General features: G+C 62.9%; 26 protein-coding genes, 1 tRNA gene and 1 pseudogene. 18 read left to right on the forward strand and 10 right to left on the reverse strand.

Going from position 1 to position 25,083, the window contains the following annotated elements:
* Positions 1–28 precede the first annotated feature (28 nt).
* Both OUY36_RS08515 and OUY36_RS08520 read left to right on the forward strand, forming a co-directional pair.
* Positions 29–745, forward strand: coding sequence for a winged helix-turn-helix domain-containing protein (locus OUY36_RS08515; protein WP_267937570.1), 717 nt, complete (start codon positions 29–31; stop codon positions 743–745).
* Positions 746–756: 11 nt separating this feature from the next.
* Complete coding sequence (locus OUY36_RS08520; RefSeq protein WP_200595174.1) at positions 757–2,358, forward strand: ATP-binding protein; 1,602 nt, start codon at positions 757–759, stop codon at positions 2,356–2,358.
* A 231-nt stretch (positions 2,359–2,589) separates the two neighbouring features.
* Here the strand turns inward: OUY36_RS08520 and OUY36_RS08525 are convergent, their stop codons facing one another.
* The 4 genes from OUY36_RS08525 to OUY36_RS08540 all read right to left on the reverse strand — a co-directional run bounded on the left by OUY36_RS08525 (position 2,590) and on the right by OUY36_RS08540 (position 7,001).
* Entirely contained in the window at positions 2,590–5,034 is a 2,445-nt protein-coding gene (locus tag OUY36_RS08525) for an acyl-CoA dehydrogenase (protein ID WP_267937572.1), read from the reverse strand.
* Positions 5,035–5,146: 112 nt separating this feature from the next.
* Positions 5,147–6,286 carry a mechanosensitive ion channel family protein gene (locus OUY36_RS08530; RefSeq protein ID WP_267937574.1) on the reverse strand — a complete coding sequence of 380 codons (1,140 nt, stop codon included), beginning with the start codon at positions 6,284–6,286 and terminating at the stop codon, positions 5,147–5,149.
* Between the two features lie 118 nt (positions 6,287–6,404).
* Positions 6,405–6,761, reverse strand: coding sequence for a rhodanese-like domain-containing protein (locus tag OUY36_RS08535; protein ID WP_152481102.1), 357 nt, complete (start codon positions 6,759–6,761; stop codon positions 6,405–6,407).
* Between the two features lie 30 nt (positions 6,762–6,791).
* Complete coding sequence (locus tag OUY36_RS08540; protein ID WP_125872082.1) at positions 6,792–7,001, reverse strand: hypothetical protein; 210 nt, start codon at positions 6,999–7,001, stop codon at positions 6,792–6,794.
* A 187-nt stretch (positions 7,002–7,188) separates the two neighbouring features.
* On the opposite strand from OUY36_RS08540, the gene OUY36_RS08545 reads away from it, so the two are divergent.
* The gene (locus OUY36_RS08545; protein ID WP_267937577.1) at positions 7,189–7,626 is read left to right on the forward strand and encodes a hypothetical protein; all 438 of its coding nucleotides are present in this window, start codon (positions 7,189–7,191) and stop codon (positions 7,624–7,626) included.
* Positions 7,627–7,650: 24 nt separating this feature from the next.
* Here OUY36_RS08545 and OUY36_RS08550 read toward each other — a convergent pair whose 3' ends face one another.
* On the reverse strand, positions 7,651–8,076 hold the full coding sequence (locus OUY36_RS08550) for a DUF1810 domain-containing protein (protein ID WP_156244496.1): 426 nt from the start codon (positions 8,074–8,076) through the stop codon (positions 7,651–7,653).
* Between the two features lie 991 nt (positions 8,077–9,067).
* Positions 9,068–9,250, reverse strand: a pseudogene (locus OUY36_RS22050) (hypothetical protein); the annotation flags it as partial.
* Between the two features lie 524 nt (positions 9,251–9,774).
* Here OUY36_RS22050 and OUY36_RS08560 point away from each other — a divergent pair.
* Entirely contained in the window at positions 9,775–10,335 is a 561-nt protein-coding gene (locus OUY36_RS08560) for a recombinase family protein (RefSeq protein ID WP_267937581.1), read from the forward strand.
* 57 nt (positions 10,336–10,392) lie between these two features.
* On the opposite strand, the gene OUY36_RS08565 is transcribed toward OUY36_RS08560, so the two are convergent.
* Positions 10,393–10,713 (reverse strand): transposase, encoded by a 321-nt coding sequence (locus OUY36_RS08565; protein ID WP_267937583.1) that lies wholly within the window; start codon positions 10,711–10,713, stop codon positions 10,393–10,395.
* 279 nt (positions 10,714–10,992) lie between these two features.
* Here OUY36_RS08565 and OUY36_RS08570 point away from each other — a divergent pair, with 279 nt between their 5' ends.
* The 5 genes from OUY36_RS08570 (at position 10,993) to OUY36_RS08590 (ending at position 13,903) form a co-directional block, all read left to right on the forward strand.
* Positions 10,993–11,238 carry a hypothetical protein gene (locus tag OUY36_RS08570; RefSeq protein ID WP_267937585.1) on the forward strand — a complete coding sequence of 82 codons (246 nt, stop codon included), beginning with the start codon at positions 10,993–10,995 and terminating at the stop codon, positions 11,236–11,238.
* Positions 11,239–11,272: 34 nt separating this feature from the next.
* Complete coding sequence (locus OUY36_RS08575) at positions 11,273–12,232, forward strand: ParB/Srx family N-terminal domain-containing protein (protein ID WP_267937587.1); 960 nt, start codon at positions 11,273–11,275, stop codon at positions 12,230–12,232.
* A 65-nt stretch (positions 12,233–12,297) separates the two neighbouring features.
* Positions 12,298–12,798 (forward strand): ribonuclease H family protein, encoded by a 501-nt coding sequence (locus OUY36_RS08580; protein ID WP_267937589.1) that lies wholly within the window; start codon positions 12,298–12,300, stop codon positions 12,796–12,798.
* A 350-nt stretch (positions 12,799–13,148) separates the two neighbouring features.
* Positions 13,149–13,274 carry a hypothetical protein gene (locus OUY36_RS08585; RefSeq protein ID WP_267937591.1) on the forward strand — a complete coding sequence of 42 codons (126 nt, stop codon included), beginning with the start codon at positions 13,149–13,151 and terminating at the stop codon, positions 13,272–13,274.
* Positions 13,271–13,903, forward strand: coding sequence for a KilA-N domain-containing protein (locus OUY36_RS08590; RefSeq protein ID WP_267937593.1), 633 nt, complete (start codon positions 13,271–13,273; stop codon positions 13,901–13,903). Before OUY36_RS08585 ends, OUY36_RS08590 begins: the two co-directional genes overlap by 4 nt.
* Positions 13,904–14,198: 295 nt before the next feature.
* Here the strand turns inward: OUY36_RS08590 and OUY36_RS08595 are convergent, their stop codons facing one another.
* The gene (locus tag OUY36_RS08595; RefSeq protein ID WP_267937595.1) at positions 14,199–15,911 is read right to left on the reverse strand and encodes a site-specific integrase; all 1,713 of its coding nucleotides are present in this window, start codon (positions 15,909–15,911) and stop codon (positions 14,199–14,201) included.
* Positions 15,912–16,019: 108 nt separating this feature from the next.
* Positions 16,020–16,109 (reverse strand) — tRNA-Ser (locus tag OUY36_RS08600).
* Between the two features lie 203 nt (positions 16,110–16,312).
* Between OUY36_RS08600 and OUY36_RS08605 the strand changes: the two genes are divergently transcribed.
* The 8 genes from OUY36_RS08605 (at position 16,313) to queF (ending at position 23,837) form a co-directional block, all read left to right on the forward strand.
* Positions 16,313–17,602, forward strand: coding sequence for an HD-GYP domain-containing protein (locus OUY36_RS08605; RefSeq protein ID WP_267937596.1), 1,290 nt, complete (start codon positions 16,313–16,315; stop codon positions 17,600–17,602).
* Between the two features lie 119 nt (positions 17,603–17,721).
* A complete protein-coding gene (locus tag OUY36_RS08610; RefSeq protein ID WP_102840920.1) occupies positions 17,722–18,411 on the forward strand; it encodes a crotonase/enoyl-CoA hydratase family protein in 690 nt (229 codons plus the stop codon).
* Positions 18,412–18,551: 140 nt separating this feature from the next.
* On the forward strand, positions 18,552–19,772 hold the full coding sequence (locus tag OUY36_RS08615; RefSeq protein WP_156244498.1) for an aspartate aminotransferase family protein: 1,221 nt from the start codon (positions 18,552–18,554) through the stop codon (positions 19,770–19,772).
* A gap of 56 nt (positions 19,773–19,828) precedes the next feature.
* Positions 19,829–20,110: a hypothetical protein gene (locus OUY36_RS08620; protein ID WP_011912811.1), complete on the forward strand. Its 282-nt coding sequence runs from the start codon at positions 19,829–19,831 to the stop codon at positions 20,108–20,110.
* A 12-nt stretch (positions 20,111–20,122) separates the two neighbouring features.
* Positions 20,123–21,121 carry a succinylglutamate desuccinylase gene (locus OUY36_RS08625; protein ID WP_267937597.1) on the forward strand — a complete coding sequence of 333 codons (999 nt, stop codon included), beginning with the start codon at positions 20,123–20,125 and terminating at the stop codon, positions 21,119–21,121.
* Positions 21,122–21,207: 86 nt separating this feature from the next.
* Entirely contained in the window at positions 21,208–22,137 is a 930-nt protein-coding gene (locus OUY36_RS08630; RefSeq protein ID WP_063544017.1) for an ABC transporter ATP-binding protein, read from the forward strand.
* A complete protein-coding gene (locus OUY36_RS08635) occupies positions 22,134–22,913 on the forward strand; it encodes an ABC transporter permease (RefSeq protein ID WP_110777535.1) in 780 nt (259 codons plus the stop codon). Before OUY36_RS08630 ends, OUY36_RS08635 begins: the two co-directional genes overlap by 4 nt.
* A 93-nt stretch (positions 22,914–23,006) precedes the next feature.
* Positions 23,007–23,837 carry an NADPH-dependent 7-cyano-7-deazaguanine reductase QueF gene (gene queF, locus OUY36_RS08640; RefSeq protein ID WP_267937598.1) on the forward strand — a complete coding sequence of 277 codons (831 nt, stop codon included), beginning with the start codon at positions 23,007–23,009 and terminating at the stop codon, positions 23,835–23,837.
* 39 nt (positions 23,838–23,876) lie between these two features.
* Here the strand turns inward: queF and OUY36_RS08645 are convergent, their stop codons facing one another.
* Complete coding sequence (locus OUY36_RS08645) at positions 23,877–24,143, reverse strand: DUF4404 family protein (RefSeq protein ID WP_063543972.1); 267 nt, start codon at positions 24,141–24,143, stop codon at positions 23,877–23,879.
* 223 nt (positions 24,144–24,366) lie between these two features.
* Here OUY36_RS08645 and OUY36_RS08650 point away from each other — a divergent pair, with 223 nt between their 5' ends.
* Positions 24,367–25,065: an MlaA family lipoprotein gene (locus tag OUY36_RS08650; protein ID WP_102840924.1), complete on the forward strand. Its 699-nt coding sequence runs from the start codon at positions 24,367–24,369 to the stop codon at positions 25,063–25,065.
* Positions 25,066–25,083: the final 18 nt, after the last annotated feature.

Here is a 25,083-nt window from a genome sequence, read left to right on the forward strand (position 1 = left end):
TGGCCTGACGCGTAGACAGGGGGCGGGGATGGAACAAGAGACGTGGCGGATTCTCATCGTCGAGGACGATCGACGGCTGGCCGAGTTGACGCAGGAGTATCTGCACAGCAACGGCGGCTTCGAGGTGTCGATCGAGTCGGACGGCGCCTGCGCGGTCGAGCGCATCATCGAGGAGCGTCCGGATTTGGTGGTGCTCGATCTGATGCTACCCGGCGAGGATGGCCTGTCGATCTGCCGGCGGGTGCGTGACCGCTACGATGGCCCGATCCTCATGCTCACCGCGCGGGCCGATGATCTCGACCAGGTGTTGGGGCTGGAAACCGGCGCTGACGACTATGTCTGCAAGCCGGTGCGGCCGCGTCTGTTGCTGGCGCGCATCCGCGCCTTGCTGCGCCGTCAGCCGCCGGAAACGCCGGCCAATGCCAAGCGCCTGCAGTTCGGCCCGCTGGTGATCGACAGTGCCTTGCGCGAGGCCTGGCTGCGCGAGCACCAGATCGAGCTGACCGGCGCCGAGTTCGACTTGCTCTGGCTGCTGACCTCCAACCCCGGGCGAATCCTCTCGCGCGAAGAAATCTTCGCCGAGTTGCGCGGCATCGAGTACGACGGGCAGGATCGCTCCATCGATGTGCGCATCTCGCGAATTCGGCCAAAGATCGGTGATGACCCGGATCACCCGCGGCTGATCAAGACGGTGCGTGGCAAGGGCTATCTGTTCGTGTCCGAAGCTGCCCTGGCGATGGTGTAGCGCCGCTCTCCATGAACTCGATCTTTCTGCGCATCTACGGCGGCATGCTCGGCGTGCTGGTGCTGGTGGCGCTGCTTGGCGCCGGTGGGCTGCATCTGCTCAACCAGTTTCGCGCGGACGATCACCGCGAGCGCCTGGCCAGCGGCACCTTCCGTCTGATGGCGCACAACATGAGCAGCATGACGCCCATCGAGCGGCGCCAGGCGGCGAACCTCTGGGGGCGGCTGCTGGGTATCCCGCTGCGGGTGCGGACGCTGGATGATGTCAGCCTGGAAAGCAGCCTGGAGGCGCGCCTGCTGCGCGGGCAGGTGCTGGTCGAGCAGATCCGCCCGCAGAGCACCACGGTGTTCAGTCTGGTCAGTGCGCGGGATCGGCTGGTGCTTACCGGCGAGGTGGAGCAGCTCAGCGAGCAGCTGGCGCGTGCCACCATCTATCTGCTGATCGACGAACTGATTCGTTATCCCGAAGCCGAACAGCCACAGCGCCTTGCCGAGCTGAAGCGGGCACGCGGCTTCGGCTTCAATCTGGAGCTGCTGACCCGCGACAGCGCCAACCTCGATGACGACCAGCGTCGGCGACTGGACGAGGGCGATACGGTGATGGCGCTCGCTCGCGGCGGTGATGCGGTGCGCGTGTTCGCCGCCGTCGCCGGTACACGCTGGATCATGCAGCTCGGCCCGCTGCATCAGATGAACCCCTATCCGCCGCAGCTGCTGGTGCTGATCGGCGTGCTCGGGCTGTCGTTGATCGGCCTGACGGTCTACCTGCTGGTGCGCCAGCTGGAGCAACGCCTGAGCGTGCTGGAAAGCGCGGCCACGCGCATCGCCGCGGGCAATCTGGAAACCCGCGTGCCGGATGTCGGCACCGACTCGGTAGGGCGGCTGGCGGCGGCCTTCAATGGCATGGCCAAGCACCTGCAGCGCTTGCTGGCGGTGCAGCGGGAGATGGTCAGCGCTGTTGCCCATGAGCTGCGTACGCCGGTGGCACGGCTGCGTTTCGGCCTGGAGATGACCGCCGAGGCACCGACCGACGAGGCCCGGGACAAGTACCTGAAAGGCATGGATGGCGATATTGACGACCTCGATGCGCTGGTGGACGAGATGCTGGTGTATTCGCGGCTGGAACGCGGTTCGCCGAACCTGAGTTTCCAGCGCGTGGAGCTGGGTGCGCTGGTCGATCAGGTGATCGGCGAGCTGGCGCCGTTGCGCCCGGTTGTTGGCGTCGCGCGTGGCGAGTGTGTGCTGGCGGAGGACGGTAGTGGTTGGGCCGACGCCGAGCCGCAGTACCTGCGCCGTGCCCTGAGCAACCTCATCACCAATGCCATGCGCCATGCCGAAAGCCAGGTGCGGGTCAGCTTCGCCATCGATGGGGAAACGGCACGGCTGGAGGTGGACGACGACGGTCCTGGTGTGCCGGAGGCGGATTGGGAGAAGGTCTTCACGCCATTCCTGCGTCTGGACGACAGTCGCACCCGCGCGTCAGGCGGACACGGGCTGGGCCTGTCCATCGTTCGGCGCATCGTCTACTGGCATGGCGGCCGTTCGCAGGTCGGGCACAGCGCATTGGGTGGGGCGCGTTTCAGCCTGGTCTGGCCAAGGCGGCACGCGGATTAAGGTGAGGGGCGGTTGCCTGTAGGGTGGGCTTCAGCCCACCTTCGACTGTGGTGTGAGGACCGTGGTGGGCTAGAGCCCGCCCTACGACGATTTGAGACTCGCCTTTGATGTAACGCCCGCATGCGTCTGGATGGCCTCGGTGGGCTTCAGCCCACCGGCAGCGGTGGCGAGGGCTGGTGGGCTAAAGCCCACCCTACGCGAATGCTACGTAGCGCCCGGGTCCCATCTCCATCAACGAATCCGGCCCTCTTCCAGCGCCAGCTCTTCCTTGGCGAAGTCATCCACGTCGATCACCTTGCGCCGCGCCAGTTCGGCCATGCGCAGCTGTTCGGCTTCGGCGGGATCGAGCGCGCCAGCCGTCAGCGCTGCATCGATGGGGTGCTCGCCAGGCATCGGCTGGAGCGTGCCGCCTTTCACCGCCTTGGCCAGCTTCTTCGCCGCGTTCTGGCTGGCGGCCAGCGCCTCGAAGGCATGCTTCAGCGCGCCCAGCGGCTGCTCGGGGTCCTGCGGGCGGTGCATGCCGTCGAGGATGCGTTCTAGCGCCGGATCGCCTTCGGGGCGGCCGAGCAGGGCGGCGACTTCAGCGTCCAGCGTGTCCGACGGCCCCTTGTGCCGCGCACCGAAGGGGAACACCAGCGCATGCAGCAGGTGCCCGAGGATGCGGTTGGGGAAGTTGGCCAGCACGTCCTGCAGGGCTGATTCGGCCTTCTCCAGGCAATCCTCCAGCGCCCAGCGCAGCAGCGGCTCCTGTTCGGCCGGGTGGCCGAGGTCGTGGAACTGCTTGAGCGCTGCCGAGGCGAGGTAGAGATGGCTGAGCACGTCGCCCAGGCGTGCAGACAGCCGCTCGCGGCGCTTGAGCTCGCCGCCCAGCAGCATCATCGACAGATCGGCCAACATCGCGAATGCCGCGGCGATGCGATTGAGGGCGCGGAAGTAGGGTTGCGTCACGGCGGTGCCGGGCACTCGCCCCATCAGACCGAAGCTCAGACCCAGCAGAAGAGTGCTGGCGGTGTTGCTGACGGCGAAGCCGATGTGTTGCATGAGCAGGTCATCGAATTTCACAACAGCGGCTTCGCGATCCGGCTCGTGGACCAGCTCCATTTCACGCAGCACGAACGGATGGCAGCGGATCGCGCCCTGGCCGAAGATCATCAGGTTGCGCGAGAGGATGTTCGCGCCTTCCACGGTGATGGAGATCGGCGCCGACAGCCACATCCGGCCGAGGTAGTTGTTCGGCCCGAGGATGATGCCCTTGCCGCCGTGGATGTCCATGGCGTCGGTGATGCAGGCGCGGCCGCGCTCGGTGAGGTGGTACTTGAGAATCGCCGACAGCACCGAGGGCTTCTCGCCCAGGTCGACGGCGTTGGCGGTGAGGATACGTGCCGCGTCCATCAGCCAGGCGTTGCCGCCGATGCGCGCCAGCGGTTCCTGGATGCCTTCGAAGGCGGCCAGCGGCACATTGAACTGCTCGCGGACCTGCGCGTAGCGGCCGCTCACATAGCTGCAGACCTTGGCCGCGCTGGTGCCGGTCGCCGGCAGCGAGATCGAGCGGCCGACCGAGAGGCAGTTCATCAGCATCATCCAGCCTTTGCCGATCATGTCGCGGCCGCCGATGATCGCATCCAGCGGCACGAAGACATCCTTGCCCCAGTTCGGCCCGTTCATGAAGGCAGCGCCCAGCGGCAGGTGGCGACGGCCGATCTCGACGCCGGGCGTGTCGGTGGGGATCAGCGCCAGACTGATGCCGAGTTCTTCCTCATCGCCCAGCAAGTGGTCTGGGTCGTAGGTCTTGAAGGCCACGCCGAGCAGGGTCGCGACCGGCCCGAGGGTGATGTAGCGCTTCTCCCAGTTCAGGCGCAGACCGAGCACTTCTTCGCCCTGCCATTGGCCGCGGCAGATCACGCCGCTGTCGTTCATCGCACCGGCATCGCTGCCCGCGTACGGGCCGGTCAGGGCAAAGCAGGGAATGTCGGTACCGTTGGCCAGGCGCGGCAGGTAGTGGTTGCGTTGCTCATCGGTGCCGTAGTGCATCAGCAGCTCGGCCGGGCCGAGAGAGTTGGGCACCATCACGGTGCTGGCCAGGTCACCGCTGCGGGTGGCGAGTTTCATCACGATCTGCGAGTGGGCGTAGGCGGAGAAGCCCTTGCCGCCGTACTCCTTGGGGATGATCAGGGCAAAGAAGCCTTCGGCCTTGATGTAGTCCCAGGCGGCGGGCGGCAGGTCCATGCGCTGGGCGATATCCCATTCGCTGACCAGTTCGCAGAGGGTTTCGGTAGGGCCGTCGAGGAAGGCCTGTTCTTCATCCGTCAGGCGCGCCTTCGGATAGCCGAGCAGGGTGTCCCAGTCCGGCCGGCCGCTGAACAGCTCGCCGTCCCACCAGACGGTGCCGGCATCGATGGCGTCGCGCTCGGTGGCGGAAATAGGCGGCAGCACCTTCTTGAACCAATCGAACATCGGGCCGCTGAAGTACTTGCGGCGCACGTCTGCGACCAGCAGTGGCACTGCGATGGCGATCAGGGCGATCCAGAGCAGGAGTACCACCACGCCAGAGGTTTCGGCAGCGGTCATGAAGACTAGGTAGGTGGCGACGACCGCCAGCGCCAGGCGGGGCGCTACGCGCAGATGGGCGAGAACGGCAATGCCGAGCAGTAGAACCAGCAACCAGAGCAGCGTCATGAGTCTTATCCTTTTGGGTTCGAACAGCTTCCGTGTTCAGCATAGGCGCTTGCGCCGCTGCAGCGAAGGGACGAGGTGTCGCCGCCGGCCAACCGGCGGCGATGGGCATGGCTCAGGTCGGCCGAGCGCCAGGCATGTGCGTGTCGGCGTCGGCGGCGTTCTGGTTGGCTGCCGGCTTTTGCTGCGGCACGCCGGCCACGTTGATTTCCGGCAGTTGCCCACCGATGAACTCGATGCTGCGGGTGGGGAAGGCGAACTGCACGCCCATGTCGCGAATACCCTGCAGCAGGGCGAGGTTGATCTCCTGCTGGGTGTCCATGTACTTGTTGTAGTCCGAGACTTGCATGATGTAGACGACCTCGAACGTCAGCTGGCTGTCGTCGAAGCCGAGGAAGTGCGCGCGGTCGAACTTGGCCATTTCGATGCCTTCGATGATGCGCTTCACCAATGCAGCCACCTCTTTAACCTTTTCGGTCGGCGTGTCGTAGGTGATGCCGAACTTGAAGACGATCCGGCGGGTGTTCATGCGCTTGTAGTTGTGCACGATCTGTCGCAACAGGTCGGCGTTGGAAATGACGACCTGCTCACCGCTGAGGGCGCGGATGCGCGTGGTTTTCAGGCCGATGTGCTCGATGTTGCCGGCCACTTCGCCAAATACCACGAAATCACCGATCTCGAAGGGTTTGTCCACGCCAATGGACAGCGAGGCGAAGATGTCACTGAGCAGCGTCTGCACTGCCAGGGCGATGGCGATACCACCGACGCCGAGGCTGGCGACCATGGCGGTGATGTCGACACCCAGGTTGGCCAGGATCGACAGCAGCATCATGGTCCAGACCACGATGCGGATCATGATGCCGATGATGGTGGTGGTCACCGGATTGCGCGCCTTGCCGTCGCGGGTCAGGCTCTCCATCCACAGGCGCACGCCGGTATCCATCCACAGCGCGATCTGGAACGCCAGGGCGATGAACCAGCCGTGGGACATCGTCGATTCCCAGCGGGGCGACAGTTCGACCGTCTTCAGCGCGATCAGCAGCGAGAAAGCGAGGATCAGCAGATTGCTGGTGCGTGAAAGCAGTTCGGCGGCGATGCCGAGGAACTTGGTCTTGGACCCTGTGGCCAGTTTGTTGAGACGCCGCGTGACGATCCCGAGGATGGCGCGCAGGACCAGAAAGCTGACGATGGTGATGCCCAGCACGATCGCCAGGTTGATCCAGAGAGTCTCGTTGAGCAGGGCGTCCCAGTTCATCCATATCCTCCGATAAGGGTGCGCATGATGCAGCGAAGGCCACGTTTTTCAGTGGCCCTCGTTGCTCATAAGTTCCCTGGTCGGTGGGCGGGCGGAGGCCTGCGACGCCTGCTCTGCGTCAGTCCCGCTGCAGCGCACTGGCGAGCTGGTCATAACCGCCGGCGTTGATGACCTGGCTGTAACCGAGCTTCTCGAGCACTTCCTGGGCGGCGGACGAGCGCCTGCCGCTGCGACAGTAGAGCACCACTGGCGTGTCCTTCCGGGGGGCCAGGGCCTCGATATTGCGGGCCAGGTCTGGGGTTTCGATGCGGGTGGCGCCGGGCAGGGCGCCCTCGGCAAACTCCTCTGCCGTACGCACGTCGATCAACACGACGTCCGGCTGCTGCAGCGCCTGAAGCGCGGAGTCACGGTCGATCCCGCCGGCGGTAGCGGCCATGCTCAGGGTGAGCAGGGCGAAGAGGCTGGTCGTGCGCATCTGGCTACCTCGCGGCGCGCCGTAGCGCGCTCAGCTGAATATACGGGACAGGTTCGGCAGTATCAGGATCACTGCCGTGGCGATGACGATCAGAGTCGCCTGCCGAAATTTCTTCTGCTTGAGCATGACATGGCCTTTTCTTCTTGTGTGCAGCGGATTGTCGCCCGACCAGAAGGTTGTGACGGAATGGCTCGCTCGGTTTTCTTCTTTGCGGCTGCGGAAATGAGACGTGCCGGACATTCACCCCTGGGAAATAATCGCAGCAAGTTTCACACCAGAAACTCACCCCGCTCGTTGAGCAGCGCGTGGCCTTCGGTTGTCACCTATTGAGTGAACTGCCCAGGAGACCACCCATGCACACCGTAAACTGACCAGGTTACTGTTGCTATCCGCAGCTGCGGCTGCCGCGAACGCACAAGAGCGAGACATGACCCTCGAGCAGGAGCGCGACCGGATGGGCGCCCAGATGGAGGAAAATCGCCAACAGATCGACCGCGATATCAACCGTATCCGCGAACCGGCAACCACGCAGGACCCTGCACCGACCCTCAACCGTGGTGGCGTTCAGAGCGATGCCTACAACCCGCGTCCCGCCGTACCCGGCAATGCCGGTTCGGCCGCGGGGACCGGATTGCCGAGCGCCCAGGACAACGAGCGAAGGTCGACCGGCGGCACTGGCAACGCACCGGTTCAAGGAACCACCGGGGCGCCGGTGACGCCGAGTGGTGCCAATGGAAACGCCAATCCGGGAGCCGTCACGCCGCCGGGTGGAATCGGAACAGGTAACGGTAACGGCACCGGCGGAGCGGCCACTGGCGGCGCGACCAGCGGGAACCCGACCGGCGGTGCTGCCGGTCAGCGCTAGCAGGACCAAGGCAGGCGATAACGTTCAGGCCTTCAGCTGCTCGAGGCTGGCCGGGTCCGGCTGGCCTCGAAAGAACACCTCCAGCGCCTTGTCGAACAGCGCCGGGTCCGGTGCGACGCAGGCGAACAATGTCATGCAGGAATGAAACTTCAGATCGTCCGGGCGGCCAAGAATCTGCAGTGCGCTGTCGCCTGCATGCGCGAGCATCGCTTCGGTACAGGCTTGCAAGCGAGGCCCCAGCAGCGCGTGTTGCAAATAGGCAAGGGCCTCGTCGCGCCCTGAAATGGCATAGCGCTGCGCCATGGCGCTACGGCCCAGGCCGCTCAACTGCGGGAAGATGAACCACATCCAGTGCGTACGTTTGCGGCCGGCTCGCAGCTCCTGCAGAGCCTGTTCGTACACATCCTGCTGCGCATCGACAAACCGCTGCAGATCGAAGGGGTCGTTCATGGGAGCGTTTCGCTGCTCATGGCTGGTGCAACTACGTTGCTACAGGGCAATGTCGCTGACAACGGCCATCGGACGTCCGGCAGCAGGCTTCGATGCGCTGGAAGTCCACGGCACCGAGCCAGGTTGGGCAGTAAAGAAGGCTCAACGAAAAAGCCCCCGGCTTCGTACGAAGTCGGGGGCTTTTCTTGAATCTAATCTGGCGGTGAGGGAGGGATTCGAACCCTCGATACGCCAAGGAAGTCTTCAAGCCCAGGCTATATGGGGATCGCAGTGGATTCCCCTTGGCTGAAGTGTACGCATTATGGGTACGCACGACTAGCGTCCATGCAGCCGTGTTGCAGCGCAAGCCGACGCCCTCCTTGCTCAGGAGGGCAATCAGCGCTTCCCGACAGCCCCAGGTAGTCGACTCAGCAAGTTGTCGTTTCAGACGCAGCCTTGCTCGACTCGTGGGAATGGAGTTCCGAGTGCTGACTGCATCGCCCCTTAACCAACTCCTCCGGGGCGTAAATAGGGCTCAATGATCCCAATGTACTTCCTGCCTGGACGATGATTGTCTCGCCCTTGCAATCGTCACAGGGGAGTAGGCCAGCAAGCCTCGCGCAGTCACCACAGAGGACAAGATGCTCGTCCGGATCGTGGTCATGAGCGTGAGATAGCTCGATATGAGTCGCGGTGTGGTCCCAAACGTGAGCACAGCGGATGGTCCCGGCCTGTTCGTTCTCGGCCGAGATAATGCGGGGAATGGTCATGATGAACCCGTCCTCTAGAAAAAGGTGGCAAGAACACGCTTTTTGAAGGGGGCGGATTACCGATGCCGGTGTCGGAACTCGTTGAGCTCGGGACCGTAGGCAAAGAGGGGGAGTCCGTAGAGCGCTGCTTCGGCGAACCTACGAAGTTTCAGAAAAAGAGCAGAGCAAGCCCTGTTGGCCTGGATGAGCTGGTAGATAGATGCGGCAGCGGAGAGGCGGTGTGTTAGGTGAGGAAAAAGAGCTAGCGCCCTTCGCGAAAGGGTGCGGATGTTGCGGATCGCTTTCTCATAGGGAAGCGCCCTTCCTATGATTACGCTCAGCGCGTAGTCGAGATAGGACTGACGAAGCTCCTCCTCAATATCTGCGGGCCGACCTCTCGATAAGTCATCGAGTGGGACTCCATCGACAGCTACAAGCGCCTCCATCGCCCTGTCGATGATGCGAGAGATCTTTTCCTCGCAAAGATGTGCCTGAAGCAGCGCAATCTCGCGAGCTATTTCGTCCTCACCCCAAGACTCAGCCGGAGCAGTCACAGACGCGCTCCTGTCGATGGCAGGTGTATCAGGTTCAAGATCCATAGGTAGCCTTGCGATTTGCATGGTCATGGTGTTGCCCTGCCACTATATGCCGATCAAGTGCTCGGAGCCAAATGTTCTGGGGCCAAAAATTTGAGTGCACATTTTATCAATGTCCAAGGCAGGTTTCTCCCCCCCGGGGGGGGGCGGGCGTCCCGTGCGTCCCGTGCGTGATGGCGTGGAAGGGGCGTTTCTGTTGAGCGCGGCACGGTCGGTGACTGGCCTATCGGTGAGAGCTTGCATGGATGTTGTAGTGAACCAAGCCCTAACGCAACGTTGCAGAACAATGAACGATTCGTTGCACAAGGGTTGACTTGGGAATTCTGCAACACTACCGTTACAACGTCTAAGATTCCAACGCAACGGAGATACGCATGCGCATCGGATATGCACGAACATCAACGCTGGAACAGGTAGCAGGCTTCGAGGCTCAGGAGAGGGAGCTGGCCGCTGCTGGCGCTCAACGCATCTATAAGGAACAGGTTTCCTCCGTTGCCACACGCCCAGAGCTTGAGCGGCTCCTGACTGACCTCAGGGAGGGCGATGTTCTGGTTGTCACGAAGCTGGACCGACTGGCCCGTAGCATTCACCACTTGGGTGAGATCCTGCAGCAGCTCGAAGCAGCGGGCGCGGGGTTGCACATCTTGGGCTTGGGGATTGATACCACCACGCCGACAGGGCGGCTGATGCTCAACGTCCTTGGATCGGTCGCTCAGTTCGAGCGGGAGATGATGTTGGAGCGGCAGCGGGAGGGTATCGCCAAGGCCAAGGCTGAAGGCAAGTACAAGGGACGGAAGCCGAAGGGAGCGCCGCTGGCTGACCAGATCATGGCGCTCAAGGCTGAAGGGATGGGAGACACGCAGATTGGTAAGCGGCTGGGCATCGACCGCACCACGGTCTTCAGGACACGGAAGGCCGCGACGGCTGCAGGCTGAAGCTGCAGTGTGGTGGGTAGAGCTGCACTCACCACATTCGGCTGTAGAACTACCGCCTCAGGTTAGCCCCGGCTCGATGAACACGGCCAACGCTTTACGCAGATTCGCTGCTGTCAGGCGAAGGGCGCAGTTTTCTTCCCGAAGAAGCTCAACTTCGCTTCGCTCTGCCGGCTGTGACGGCGCCGTCGTTTGGGCTTGGATTGCAGGTTGGGGCACATGGCTCAGCTCCGGCTCGAAACGGGTCACGCATCGATCCACTGAGCTGAGGCTCACGCTCATGGTCTTTGCCACTTCACTGCGGCTGAGACCTTGGACCACCACCATTCTGGCGATCTGCCTCTTGAATTCATCGCTGAAGATGCGTCGCTTGCCGTCCACCTGAAGGCTCTCCTTGATTGGGTGATGGCAATCTACACGTTCGGCGAAGATGAGTCTAATTAGTCTCTGTTTCGCGTACGTACGTACGTATCTATGAGTTGTGTGGCGCATCGCGGTTTACCCCCAGTTATCCCGTAAACCGGCAGGCGTCATCTGCGGCGCCTGAACACATCAGCGGCGTTCTCGTCCCGGCAACCACAACCAACCCATCGTTCAACGCTGCCCGGTTCCACTGTGGCGGGGCGCTGGCTCTTCTATCGCTACACAGGACCTCCATCCATGCACAGCAAACCACCCCTGGTTCGGCTGAACCTTCACCTGAGAAACACCCACCTCGACAGGCTGACCACCGTTGCACAGGCATTGGCCAAGCGGAAGGGGCGCGACACACGCCTTGCTGAGGCGCTTGAGCTGGCGCTGGCTGCTGCCATGACCTGGACAGACGCTGACCTGTTGTCGCTGGCGCAGTCCGACCGAGAGGCGCCGCACTGGGCAGCCCTTGGCCCGGTCATCCGGACTCGCTGAGGAAGCCATGACGGGACGACTTCAATCCATCCCAATGGAAAGCATCAAGCAACACGCCTGCCTGCAGAACCGGAACACGACTTCTGCCATGCGGAGGAGCCGACAGCGAGCCGAGGAGCGGGCAGCGCACATCAGCAAGCTGGCGCAGAGCATCGAGGCAAAAGGACTGGAAAAGCCGCTGGACCTGGTCGAGATGACTGAGGATGAGGCGAATATCACCGGTCAACGTTACTGGCTGGTCGGAGGTCATCACCGCTTGGAGGCGCTTCAGATCCTCAAGCATGCGGAAGTCCCCGCCATTCTTCTGGAAGGACGCGGCCTACCAGTGGCGAGGAAGCACAGCTACCAACAGAATGACGACATCGTCGCCCCTCTCAAGGATGACCAGCTCTTGGCCAACGCATGGCGGGCCATCAACGATCCCGACCACGATGAGTTCCGCTTGAAGACCATCAAGGAAATGGCTCAGTGGGCGAGGCTCACCACTCGCACCATTGACCGCATGTACGAGATCCGACGCCGCTGGGCTGCCTTTGAGCAGGACATCGGCTACGAGGAGGAACGGGTGAAGGCAAAGGAGCAGGGACAGCGGGGAATACGAGCGTTCAATGCTGACCTGGATGGCTACTGCAACCAGCGCCAGCATCTCTTCACCCTCTACAGCCAGGACTACGGGATGTTGAAGAAGAGCCTGGAGCGAGGCACGGAGCAAGCCACCATCGAAGAACGCCAGCTCATCGCCCGGACGGTCCCGGCCATCATGCAGCAGCTCAACTGCTACGGCCTGGAGGATACAGCTGCACTCCGGTCGGTGCTCAAGCATCTCGACGGCATTCTCGCCGAGGCGAAGGACTACTACCACGCCTGCGAGCTGGCAGAAGTTCGTTATCAGGACAGCTCCAGTGCTCAGTTGGAGCGATACCTGAGGCTGCAGGAAGACGCTGAGCGATTGACCAGCACGCTTGCCCCCGTCGAAGAGCATTCTGACTTCTGAGACTCATCACTTACGACCGCTATAGCACGACTGAGTCGTAAGTCACCATCAAGGACATCAATCCCATGAACGCGCTACGCACCTACACCATACACACTGATGGCGCCTGCTCGGGCAATGGCGGACCATTCGCCAAGGCTGGCTGGGGAGCCATTCTCCGTAACCCACAAGGCGACGTCCTGGAGCTGGCTGGTCCCGTACCGCAGGCTGAACAGCAGACCAACAGCCGTGGAGAGCTGCTCGCTGTTGTTCGGGCCTGTCAGGCCATCAAACAACCGGCAGTCCTGAATGTGTTCACTGACAGCGAGTACATCGCCAAAGGTTTCTGTCAGTGGCTTGACGGATGGATCGCCAAGGGCTGGAAGACCAGCAGTCGCAAGGCTGTAGCCCACGCTGACCTTTGGCAAGAGCTGGACCGTTTGCGGCAGCTACATGAGCTGTCGATAAGCTGGGTCCGAGGTCATGCCCGTAACGCCGACAACGAGGCTGCTGACGCATTGGCGCGCGGAGGCTGTGAGGGCCGCAGTATTCGACGGAAGACCAGCGCGGCGGCTGTTTCTGCCTGACCACTATCACCAGGGCAGACCTTTCGGGGTCTCCTTGGTTTGGCTTTTCATGTCTGCTCTCCTGTCGTTTTCTCCTGAAGACCTTCAACAAGACCGTCGCGCAGCTCGAAAAGCTGGCCAACGACAACCGCATCAAGGCCGACCAGAAGGCCGTGCAGATGAAACTCTCGGCACAGGAAGTGGATTCGCTGAATGCCGAAGCAGATCAGGCAGAAGTAACCGCGGCGAACATCAAGAAGATACTCGGGGGTGCCCAGTGAAGGTCACCGACATCGTGGGCCAGGAGCTGGCCGTCATTGACCGCGTAGAGTTCGGCGCTGGTGGCTATGCGCCTATGCACCGGAGTCATCGTGAGCATCCACCCGAAGACCGCGCGGATCCTCTGCGCTGTCTGGCGCCGTTACAGTGATGGCGAGCGGACCACCTACCTGCTCCGCACCTTCGACAAGGTGGTGAAAGTCGGGAGTGCCCAATGAGCGCCCTCATCACCCGCGAGTACCAGGGGCAGTCGTTCGTCTTCCGGGACGACGGCTACTTCAACATGACCAAGGCCGCGCAGGCTTACGGCAAGGAGACGAAGGAGTTCCTGCGGCTCCCCTCCACCATCGAGTACATCGAGGCTTTGGAAAAGGTGGGAAATTCCCACGTTTACGAAGCAGGGCGTGGACGCAGTGGCGGCACCTGGGCATACCCCAAGCTGGCGGTTGCCTTCGCCCGCTGGCTGGACGTGAAGTTCGCCGTGTTCTGCAACATGGTCATCGACGACATCCTCCGGGGCAAAGCCGAGCTGACTATCACCAAGCCGGCTGAGTCCTCGGTTGCCCGACTGTCGCAGACCTACCTGGAGTCCCTGGAGGAGCTGGTGAAGTCCATGAAGGCCCAGGAGGAGCTGCAGCAGCAGAACGCTGTCCTGGTCGAGGCCAACAAGCAGATGCTCGCGAAGGCTGATGCGTTCGATGCTTACCCCGACACCGCATGTCACCTGAGCACCACCGAGGCCGCTGCGGCCCTGAAGTACGGCAGCGCGATCCGCCTGAACCGCTTCATGCGGGAGCTGGGCTGTGGAAGCACAAGGACAGCGACGAGCCCACCGTCCTGGCCCTGAACAACCGCTACCTCGCGGTCAAAGTCCGCACCCCTCAGGGCGACGTCCGCTCCTTCACCCAGACTATGGTCACCCAGGATGGCCTGGAGCGCCTCCGCGTGCTCCTGGAGGGTCGCGTATGAACCCCTTCGGCCTGAACGAAACTCGTACCAACCCCCGCTACCCCGATGACGACGTAACGACCATGTCCGACATGACCCGTGCTCACCCTGTTCTTCTGGGACAACGGCATGCGGGTATCGGCGGATCTGGCCGCTCGGCTCATCGAGGAGGGCCACGACGTTGAGGCTCTCGGCTACCTGAGGAGGCCCGCTTCCCTGGCGATGCTTGGCAGCTTCTCCAGCTCCTCGACCATGCGGGACAGCGGGTTGCTGCCGTACTTGGCGCCGACGCTCTGCGCTGCATGCCCGGTAAGCCAATCGCTGACATCAGTCGGAATGCCGACTTCCCGCGCGAGCGTCTTGAACGTATGCCGGAACCCATGCGAGGGACTTGCTTGGCTGTTAAGCCCGACATGTTCACGCAGATACTTGGTCCATGCCTTCCCGACTGCATGACCATAACCATTGGCGGGATGAGGCTCCAGCTTGGGGAAGAGGCGACCCTCAACGGGGAGCGCAGTACGGTACGTGATGAACCCCAGGGCAATGAGGTCAGGGTGTAGCGGCACCTTCCGGCGGCTGCTGGCAGTCTTGATCGACTTGTCATCTCCGGGGCAGATGGAGAGATACCAAACGTCCAGCGCATCATCCTTGCAGACATCGGCGACCAGTAACTGGGCCAGCTCCTCCCGTCGGGCTCCGGTGTAAGCCATAAGCAGCGGGAGCCAGTACAGGGCCTCGCCAAAGTCGGACAGCTGGGGACGCCAGCCGCCAGTGAACAGCGGACTGGAGAAAATGGTCTTCAGCTCCCCACGGCTGTAATGCTTGGCCTCGTCTCCCTTCGTGTCGGCTCGTCGTGCTGCCTTGGACAGGCTGCGGAGCATGCCGGAAGCGGAGACAGGTTCTTCGCTCAATACGCCGAGACGCTGGACGGCGAAGTTCAGGACCGCTGACAGCGCCCGCAGCTGTTTCTTTACGGTCGCAAGGCTCGCAACTGGGAGTCCCTCTGCTTCAGCTCTGGCTATCGCCGCAGGAGCCGGGAGGCTGCGGACGCCTTCGCCCTTGGTAGGCAGCTTGCCCAGTGCGGCCCTGAACTCGTGGCACAGTGAACGGTTGATGTCGGTCACCGGCAGGTCTCCATACAGCTCAATGAACCGATGCACCGGAACGCCGAACTCGGAGATGGTCTTGTTGGTGCTGCGGTTGTCGCCGTCAGTCTGCTGCTTGTCCTCGGCCCACTTGGTGAATACAACCGAAAGGGCAAGCGCTGCCTGTTTCATCGACTGCTTTTCAAAGGATAGCGGCGCTTCAGGCGCAACGACTGGAGGCGGGACATATCGACCGCGTGCGTTCAGCTTGGTCTGGCAGATACTCGACAGGTCACAGAGATGGGTCCAGAAGGCTTCTGCTAGCAGTGCTTCAAGGGGCGAGCCTGCAGGTACAGCAGGCAGGTGATGGGCGCTCAGCATCGCGTGGACGTAGCCGGCCACTGCTCGGGTGCGCTCAGCAAGAGTCTCCCCGGGTAGGACTGTCTGGACGGTATCAAAAACTGTCCCGAGCTCTTCGCCGGTTCGTGGATCTCGCTCGTCGGAATGTCTGACCACCAGGTAATGAGCGTAATCACCACTCGCCTCAAGCGCATCCAGTTCCTCTCGGAACCAGCGGGCCGCGAGCTGCTGCGCATCGCTGGCATTCAGTGTGACGCTACCTTCGAGAACAGCGCGAGCGAGCGCAAACTCCTGGTCGCACTCCTGCGCTACCGCAACAGCACGGCGCTTGGCGTCTTCCGGGTCTCGAGTCCCGAGGCTGCGCTTCCATTCGCTTCGTTTGAGGATGCCCCGGAGGGAGGTGGGCACCTTGCGTCGGTACTGGTAGACCCCGCGTGAATCGAGAGTGGGGCGGGTCATAGCTAAGGCCATCGGTGTACTCGTCCGGTGTACGCATTCGGGCGAGCTTGAAGACGTCTGAAACGAAAAAACCCCTGAAACCATTGGATTCAGGGGCTTTCATAGATCTGGCGGTGAGGGAGGGATTCGAACCCTCGATACGATTTCTCGTATACACACTTTCCAGGCGTGCTCCTTCAACCGCTCGGACACCTCACCGGATCGACGGAGGTTCATGTCCGTCGAGGCGCGCTAATGTAATCGAACGAATGCCCTTTGGCAAAAACTTTTTTAACTTATTCATGCGCTTAACAAATCCGCATCGCTCGGGTGATGGGCTGCACGTTCCGCTAGACTCACCTGCAGCCTCGGCGCTCGCCTGGGTTATGTTGAAGGCAAAGCGAGTGGAGCGAAGCTGTCCCATGAGACTGACAGGTGAGTCAGGCAATCATCCCGATACCTTGTTGGTACCTACCCGACGCCGGGTGGCCGTGGCCAATCTTGAGTTGGGCATGTTCGTCTGCGAGCTGGATCGTCCATGGAGCGAAACGAAGTTCGCCTTCCAGGGTTTTCCGTTGCTCACGCCCGACGAAGTGCGTGCCGTGCGCGAGCGCTGCTTGTACGTCTATGTCGACGACACGCGGCGGGTGCGGCTGCAGCACGGTACAGCGGCCGCCGCCGTGGCGCCACGGCAGCGCAAGGCGCCGCAGCGATCGCGCCATGCGCTGGCCAGTGAGGTGGAAGAGGCCCGAGCGGCCTATCTGGATGGCGCCGGGCTGATCGAGCAGGTGCTCGCCGATGTGCAGCATGGTCGTGTGATCGACACCCGCGCCTGCCACGGGGTGGTCAAGCGCAACCTGGCGAGCATGTTGCGCAATGAAAGCGCGATGCTCTGGCTGATCCGCCTGAAGAGCAAGGACCTCTATACCAGCCTGCATTGCCTGTCCGTTTCGATCATGGCGATGGGCTTCGGCAACCATCTCGGCTTGCCGGATGACAAGCTGCAGCTGCTGGGCATGGCCGGGCTGCTGCATGACGTCGGCAAGATGCGCATCGATCCGGAGATTCTCAACAAGCCGGGCAAGCTCACCGCGGAAGAATTCGAGCTGATCAAGCGGCATCCGGCGTTCGGGCTGGAGGCGCTAAGTGCGCAGCCGGGTGTGCCTGAGGTGGCGCTGCAGGCCGCCTATGGTCACCACGAACGGCTCGATGGTACGGGCTATCCGCTCGGCTCCGGGCCGGCGCAGATTTCCTACATGACGCGCATCATCACCATCGTCGATGCGTTCGACGCCATCACCAGCCATCGCGCCTACGACTACGCGCGGCCGGTGCAGTCGGCGTTCGAGATCCTGCGCAGCGCCAGTGGAGTGCAGTTCGACGAGGAGCTGGTGCGCGAATTCATTCGCTGGCTCGGTGCCTTCCCGGTCGGCACCCTGGTGGAGCTGCATACCGGCGAAGTGGCCGTGGTGGTCGAAAAGCACGAGCGGCTGCAGCTGCGTCCGCGGGTCGTGGTGCTGCGCAACGCGGCGAAGGAGCGCTGCACACCGCGCTATCTGGATCTGGCGCAAATCACCGTGGACGAGGAAGGCACGCCCTATCGCATTTCCGGCGGGCTGCCGGATGGCTCCTTCGGCCTGCATATCGCCGATCCGGAGCTGCAGTCGATCCTGCATCCGCAGGCGCTGGCCGAGTTCGATCCGGATGCCTGAGCGCTCCAGTCCGAGCGCATGTCGAGACGCAAAGCGTGACCGGCCGGTCGGTCATCGTGCTTTACCTGAACCCGGGTGCTGGGTAACGTCTGCGCACTTCAAGAACAAGGAATCTCGTCATGACTGAGCTGGTCTCCTACCAATTCGAAGACGGCATCGCCACGCTGACGCTGTGCAACGGCAAGGTCAACGCGCTCTCGCCTGCGGTATTCGAGGCGCTCAATGCCGCACTGGATCGCGCCGAGCAGGACCGCGCCATCGTCATCCTCACCGGCCAGCCCGGCATTCTTTCCGGTGGCTACGACCTCAAGGTCATGACTTCCAGCCCGCAGAATGCCATGGCGCTGGTCGCCACCGGCTCGACGTTCTCCCGCCGCATGCTGGCGCACCCATTCCCGATCATCGTCGCCTGCCCGGGGCACGCTATCGCCAAGGGCGCCTTCCTGCTGTTGTCCTCGGACTACCGCATCGGCGTCGAAGGGCCTTTCCATATCGGCCTCAACGAGGTGCAGATCGGCATGACCATGCACCACGCCGGCATCGAGCTGGCGCGTGATCGCCTGGGCAAGGCAGCGTTCCAGCGCTCGGTGATCAATGGCGAGATGTTCGATCCAGCCGGCGCGGTAAGCGCTGGCTTCCTCGACAAGGTGGTGCCGACGGGCGAACTGCTGGCGGTGGCCAAGGCGGCCGCCGAGCAGCTGAAGAAGATCAACATGGTGGCGCACAAGAACACCAAGCTGAAAGTGCGCAAGGCCCTGCTGGAGACCCTCGACCAGGCGATCGCACTGGACCAGCAGCACTTCGGCTGATCGTCCGGTCGGCTGCACAAGAGAATTTCTGCTCGAGTGCGCACGAGGGCCGGCCCTGCGTTTACACTGCGCGAGTGACGCCCCGCCGATGGCGGGGCGTTTTCATTTCTCATTCAGTGTCGCCTCGCAGGAGAGCCCCGATGTCCGCCCCGCACACCCCGGTAGAACGCGCCGATTTCGACCAGGTCATTGTTCCCACCTTCGCCCCCGCGGCCTTCGTGCCGGTGCGTGGTCTGGGCTCGCGAGTCTGGGATCAGAGCGGTCGAGAACTGGTGGATTTCGCTGGTGGCATCGCGGTCAATGCGCTGGGGCATGCCCATCCGGCCATGGTGGCGGCACTCACCGAGCAGGCCGGCAAGCTCTGGCACATCTCCAACATCTATACCAACGAGCCGGCGCTGCGCCTGGCCAAGAAGCTGGTGGCGGCAACCTTCGCCGACCGCGCCTTCTTCTGCAATTCCGGGGCGGAGGCCAACGAGGCGGCGTTCAAGCTGGCCCGTCGTTACGCCCATGACGTCTACGGTCCGCAGAAATTCGAGATCATCTCGGCGCTCAACAGCTTCCACGGCCGCACCCTGTTCACCGTCACGGTGGGCGGGCAGTCGAAGTACTCCGATGGCTTCGGGCCAAAGATCGAAGGCATCAGTCATGTGCCCTACAACGACCTCGAGGCGTTGAAGGCGGCGATCTCCGACAAGACCTGTGCGGTGGTGCTCGAGCCGATCCAGGGCGAGAGCGGTGTTTTGCCAGGCGAACAGGCCTACCTGGAAGGCGCGCGCCAGCTGTGCAACGAGCACAACGCGCTGCTGATCTTCGACGAAGTGCAGTCCGGCATGGGGCGCACCGGCGACCTGTTCGCCTACATGCATTACGGCGTCGAGCCGGACATCCTGACCAACGCCAAGAGCCTGGGCGGCGGTTTCCCCATCGGCGCGATGCTGACCACCAATGAAATCGCCGCGCATCTGAGCGTCGGCACCCACGGCACCACCTACGGCGGCAACCCGCTCGCCTGTGCCGTGGCCGAGACGGTGGTGGACATCATCAATACGCCGGAGGTGCTGGAAGGGGTCAAGGCGCGCCACGAGCAGTTCAAGACTCGCCTCATGCAGATCGGTGAGCGCTACGGCGTGTTCAGCCAGGTTCGCGGCCGTGGTCTGCTGATCGGCTGCGTGCTGACCGACGCCTGGAAGGGCAAGGCCGGCGCCTTCTGCGCTGCCGCCGAGAAAGAAGCGCTGATGGTGCTGCAGGCAGGCCCGGACGTGGTTCGCCTGGCGCCGAGCCTGGTCATCGACGAAGCTGACATCAATGAGGGGCTGGATCGTTTCGAGCGCGCCATCGCGACGCTGACCCAAGCCTGATCAATCTTCGCGCGGCGCCATGGGGCGTCGCGCTTCTACCAAACGAGAGAAATTCAATGAGCGATAGCCTGCAACTGGTTCTGGAAGACGTCGATGGAACCCAATTGGAAACCTCCTGCACCCGTTTCGCTGTGGTCTGGCAGGGGCGCGAGGTGTGGATTCAGCAAGTCGGCAACGGTCAGCTGATGATCGGCGTGGACGTCGAGGATGGCGATACCGAGTACGCCAATCTGGTGCTGCGCCCGCTGGCGACCAACCTGGTCAGCCTGCAGCTGGAAATGGAGCCGGTCGAGGCCGATGACGACGAGCACGTCCACGGCCCGGACTGCAACCACTGACCGTAGGCCGGCATGCTCGCCCTCGGCAAGCTGCTGGAGCTCACCCTCGCCGGGCGTGAACCCTGCGAGAAGATCCAGCTCACCCCGCATGGGGTGAAGCTGCACTGGCTGGCGGAGGGCGCGCTGCTCGTTTCGCCGCCTGCCAGCGCCGATCTCGGCCTGGACCTGCTGGTGTCCGCCGGCGTTCATGGCAACGAACTCGTTCCCATCCATGTGCTGGACCGTCTGATCCGGGCGCTTGCCCGTGGCGATGTCAGGCCGCGCGCGCGGCTATTGTTGCTGTTCGCCAACCCGGCAGCGGTGCGCCGGACGCAGCGACTGGTCGACCATGACCTCAATCGGCTGTTCCGGGGCGCGCATGCCGACGTCTGGGGCAGCGAAGCCATCCGGGCAGCAGAGCTGGAGGCGTTGGTCAGCGGTTTCTTCGGCGACACGGGACGCGTGCGTCGACACTACGATCTGCATTCGGCGATGCGTCCGTCGCGCCTTGCCCAGTTCGCCATCCGCCCCTGGTACGAGGACGAGCAGGCAGCTGCCGAGGCGCTGGCCAGGCTGCAAGGGCTGGCCATCGACGCCGTGCTTGTGCAACGCCAGGCGACGAACACCTTCAGCGCGCTGACCACCATGCGCCATGGCGCTGAGGCGTTCACGGTGGAGCTGGCCGAAGGCAAGGGCGGGGCGCTACCGGCTGCCGTCTCGCAGTTCGAGAACGGGCTGATCGCGATGATCGAGGGGCGGACATTGCCGGCCAGTACCGGGGCCGAGCTACAGCTGCTGCAGATTTCCCGCGAGATCATCAAGCGCAGCCCTCGGTTCCGGCTGTGCCTGCCAGCGGATATCGAGAATTTCACGCCTCTGCCGCTCGGCAGTCTGCTGGCCGAGGATGATGGCGCGCGCTGGGTGGTCGACGAACCGGGGGCTCGCATCCTGTTTCCCATGGCCGACGTCGCCGAAGGCCAGCGTGCGGCGCTGATCGTGGTGCCGTTGGAGCAAGCCGAAGCGGGGCAGTGAGGCATTCACTGCGGACATGCGCGGTTGCAATTGGTTGGCGGTGCCCATATCTAGCTCCATTCCCTTCGCGTTGTGTGCACCTTCTTATGAGTACTGCTCTGTCCATTCGGCAGTTGACCAAGACCTACGGCAACGGCTTCCAGGCCCTCAAGGGCATCGATCTCGATGTCGCCGAAGGCGACTTCTTCGCCTTGCTCGGGCCCAACGGCGCCGGCAAGTCCACCACCATCGGCATCCTCTCGACCCTGGTGAACAAGAGTGGCGGCACGGTCAACGTGTTCGGCCATGACCTGGATCGCGACCCGTCTGGCCTCAAGCGCTGCCTGGGCGTGGTGCCGCAGGAGTTCAACTTCAACCAGTTCGAGAAGGCCTTCGACATCCTGGTCACCCAGGCCGGTTACTACGGCATTCCGGCGAAGGTCGCCAAGGAGCGCGCCGAGCGCTACCTCAACCAGCTGGGGCTGTGGGACAAGCGCGACGTGTCATCGCGCATGCTCTCCGGCGGCATGAAGCGCCGGCTGATGATCGCCCGCGCGCTGATCCATCAGCCGCGCCTGTTGATTCTCGACGAACCCACCGCAGGCGTGGATATCGAGCTGCGGCGGTCGATGTGGTCGTTCCTGACCGAGCTCAACCGCGAGGGGATCACCATCATCCTCACCACCCACTACCTGGAAGAGGCCGAGCAGCTGTGCCGCAACATCGGCATCATCGACCACGGCCAGATCGTCAAGAACACCAGCATGCGCGAGCTGCTCAAGCAGCTGCACGTGGAAACCTTCCTGCTCGATCTCAAGGAGTCGCAACTGGTGGCGCCTGAACTGGGCAACTATCCGTCGCGGCTGATCGACCATCACACCCTCGAGGTGCAGGTGGAGAAAAGCCAGGGTGTCACCGAGCTGTTCCGTCTGCTCGGCGCCCAGGGCATCGAGGTGCTGAGCCTGCGCAACAAGACCAACCGGCTGGAGGAGCTGTTCGTGTCGCTGGTGGAGAACAATCTGAAGGTGAAGTCATGAGCGGCGAACTGCGTCCCAACCTGGTCGCGCTGCAGACCATCGTCCAGCGCGAGATCCGTCGTTACACGCGCATCTGGCCGCAGACCCTGCTGCCCCCGGCGATCACCATGGTGCTGTACTTCGTCATCTTCGGCAGCCTGATCGGCGCGCGGATTGGCGACATGGATGGCTTCAGCTACATGGACTACATCGTGCCGGGGCTGATCATGATGTCGGTGATCACCAACTCGTACAGCAACGTGGTATCGAGCTTCTTCAGCACCAAGTTCCAGCGCTCCATCGAGGAGCTGCTGGTCTCGCCGGTGTCGCCCCACGTCATCGTCATAGGCTTCGCCCTGGGCGGCATCACCCGCGGGCTGGCGGTGGCGGTGATCGTGACGCTGCTGTCGATGTTCTTCACCGATCTGCAGGTGCATCACCTGGGCGTGACGGTGCTGGTCATCACTCTGACCGCGAGCATCTTCGCCCTGGGCGGCTTCATCAACGCGGTGTTCGCGCGCAACTTTGACGATATCTCGATCATCCCGACCTTCGTGCTGACGCCGCTGACCTACCTGGGCGGGGTGTTCTATTCGATCAATCTGCTGTCGCCGTTCTGGCAGACGCTGTCGCTGGCCAACCCGGTGCTGCACATGGTCAATGCCTTCCGTTACGGCATCCTCGGCGTTTCGGACATCCGCATCGGTGTGGCGATCAGCTTCATGCTGGTGGCGGTGGCGGCGCTCTATCTGGCGTCCGTGCATTTGCTCAAGAGCGGGCGGGGTATGCGCCAGTAGTCGGCGCTTCGTCCGTCTGCTGCGCCGATGGCGCTGAAAAGAACGCCGCGAAGCGCTAAACTTCGCGGCGTTTTTCGTTCAGGTTCCCTTCCGATGCAGCATCCCGCCGAACATTCCCCGCTGGGCAAGTCCAGTGACTACGTTGCCACCTACAGCCCGCACCTCCTGTTCCCGATTCCGCGGGCACCGAAGTGGGCCGAACTCGGGCTGACCGCCGAGACGCTGCCCTATCAGGGCGTGGACCTGTGGAACTGTTACGAGCTGTCCTGGCTGCTGCCGTCGGGCAAGCCTGTGGTGGCGATCGGCGAATTCGAGATTCCGGCCGACTCGCCGAACATCATCGAGTCCAAGTCGTTCAAGCTCTACCTCAATTCGCTGAACCAGTCGGTGTTCGAATCGCGGGAAGCGCTGCTGGAGCTGATGGGTGCCGATCTTTCGGCCGCTGCCGGCAAGCCGGTCAGGGTGCGCCTGCGCACGCTGGATGAAGTCGCCGCTGAAGGCCTCGCCACGCTGCCAGGGCGGTGCATCGACGAGCTGGACGTAGCCATCGAGCACTACGACCATCCGCGCCCCGAGCTGCTGGCATGCGATGCCGAGCGGGTGGTCGAGGAATCGCTGCACAGCCACCTGCTCAAATCCAACTGCCCGGTCACCGGTCAGCCGGACTGGGGCAGCGTGGTGGTGGAGTATCGTGGTGCCGCGCTGCAGCCGGCGAGCCTGCTGGCCTATCTGGTGAGCTTCCGCCAGCATGCCGACTTCCACGAGCAGTGTGTGGAGCGCATCTTCCTCGACCTGCAGCGCCTGTTGCAGCCGGAGAAGCTCACCGTCTATGCGCGCTACGTGCGCCGTGGTGGGCTGGACATCAATCCGTACCGCAGCACCGATACGCTAGAGGTGGACAATCGTCGCCTGGTACGCCAGTGACGCGGCGGGTCGCGTGCATGCCGCGACCCGTGACTTGCTTCAGATGCCCATGTTGGCCAGTGTCTGCATGATGTTGCGCAGGGTCATGGCCATGCTCGGATGGCTGACTTCGAAGCGCTCGACGGCCAGGTTGACGCCATCGACCAGCGAGTCGTTGTATTCGGTGCTGTCTTTGGTCGCCAGACGCGCTTCGATGTCTTGGGCGATCGCCTGCAGCGAGGCGCGCTCCTCGTCGGTCAGCGGCGTGTCCTGGGCCAGTTGATTACGCAGTTCTTCGAGCTGCGACTGCAGATCATGTTCCGGCATCTTGCTTCCCTCTCATGGATTTACGGGCAACGAGCGTTGCTCTCGATACCCGAAGGTTAAACCAGCCGCCTGGCCTTGTCTGTGCCTTTGCGGGGCGAGCCCCGGCTGGATTGACGGCGGACAGGCGGCCTGTCCGGCTGACTGCCGCAAATCGAATGTTCGCTCTATACTGCGCGGTCTGCGTCGGTGCGCCGCGTGCACCAAAACTAGGGAGAAAACAGCAATGCCCAAGATCGCAACGGCCTGGATCGCCGTGCTCAAGGCCAGTTTCGTCACCGTCGCCATGCTTGGCGCGAGCCATGCGCTGGCTGCCGAAGAGGATCCGTGGGAAGGCGTCAACCGCGCGGTGTTCCGCTTCAACGATACCGTTGACACCTACACGCTCAAGCCCTTGGCCAAGGGCTATCAGAAGGTTACGCCGCAGTTCCTCGAAGACGGCATTGGCAATGTCTTCAGCAACCTCGGCGACGTGGTCGTGCTGGCCAACGATCTGCTGCAGGGCAAGGTCCGCGACGCCGGCATCGACACCAGCCGGATCCTGTTCAACACCACCTTTGGCGTGCTCGGCTTCTTCGACGTCGCAACCCCCATGGGGCTGCACAAGAACGACGAGGATTTCGGTCAGACCCTGGGCGCCTGGGGATTGGGCAGCGGCCCCTACGTGGTGCTGCCCTTGCTGGGGCCGAGCACCGTGCGTGATGCAGCAGGTCGCGTGCCGGATGCGTTTCTCGAGCCCTATCCGCACATGGATCACGTGCCGACCCGGAACATCACACGGGGCGTCGATCTGATCGACACCCGCGCCGGCCTGCTTTCCGCCGAGAAGATGATTCGTGGCGATCGTTATATCTTCGTGCGCAACGCCTATCTGCAGAACCGTGAATTCCGGGTCAAGGATGGCGAGGTCGAAGACGACTTCTGAGTTCAACCGCTGGCCGCG

The sequence above is a fragment of the Stutzerimonas sp. R40042 genome (assembly GCF_026642215.1).
Taxonomy (GTDB): domain Bacteria; phylum Pseudomonadota; class Gammaproteobacteria; order Pseudomonadales; family Pseudomonadaceae; genus Stutzerimonas; species Stutzerimonas frequens.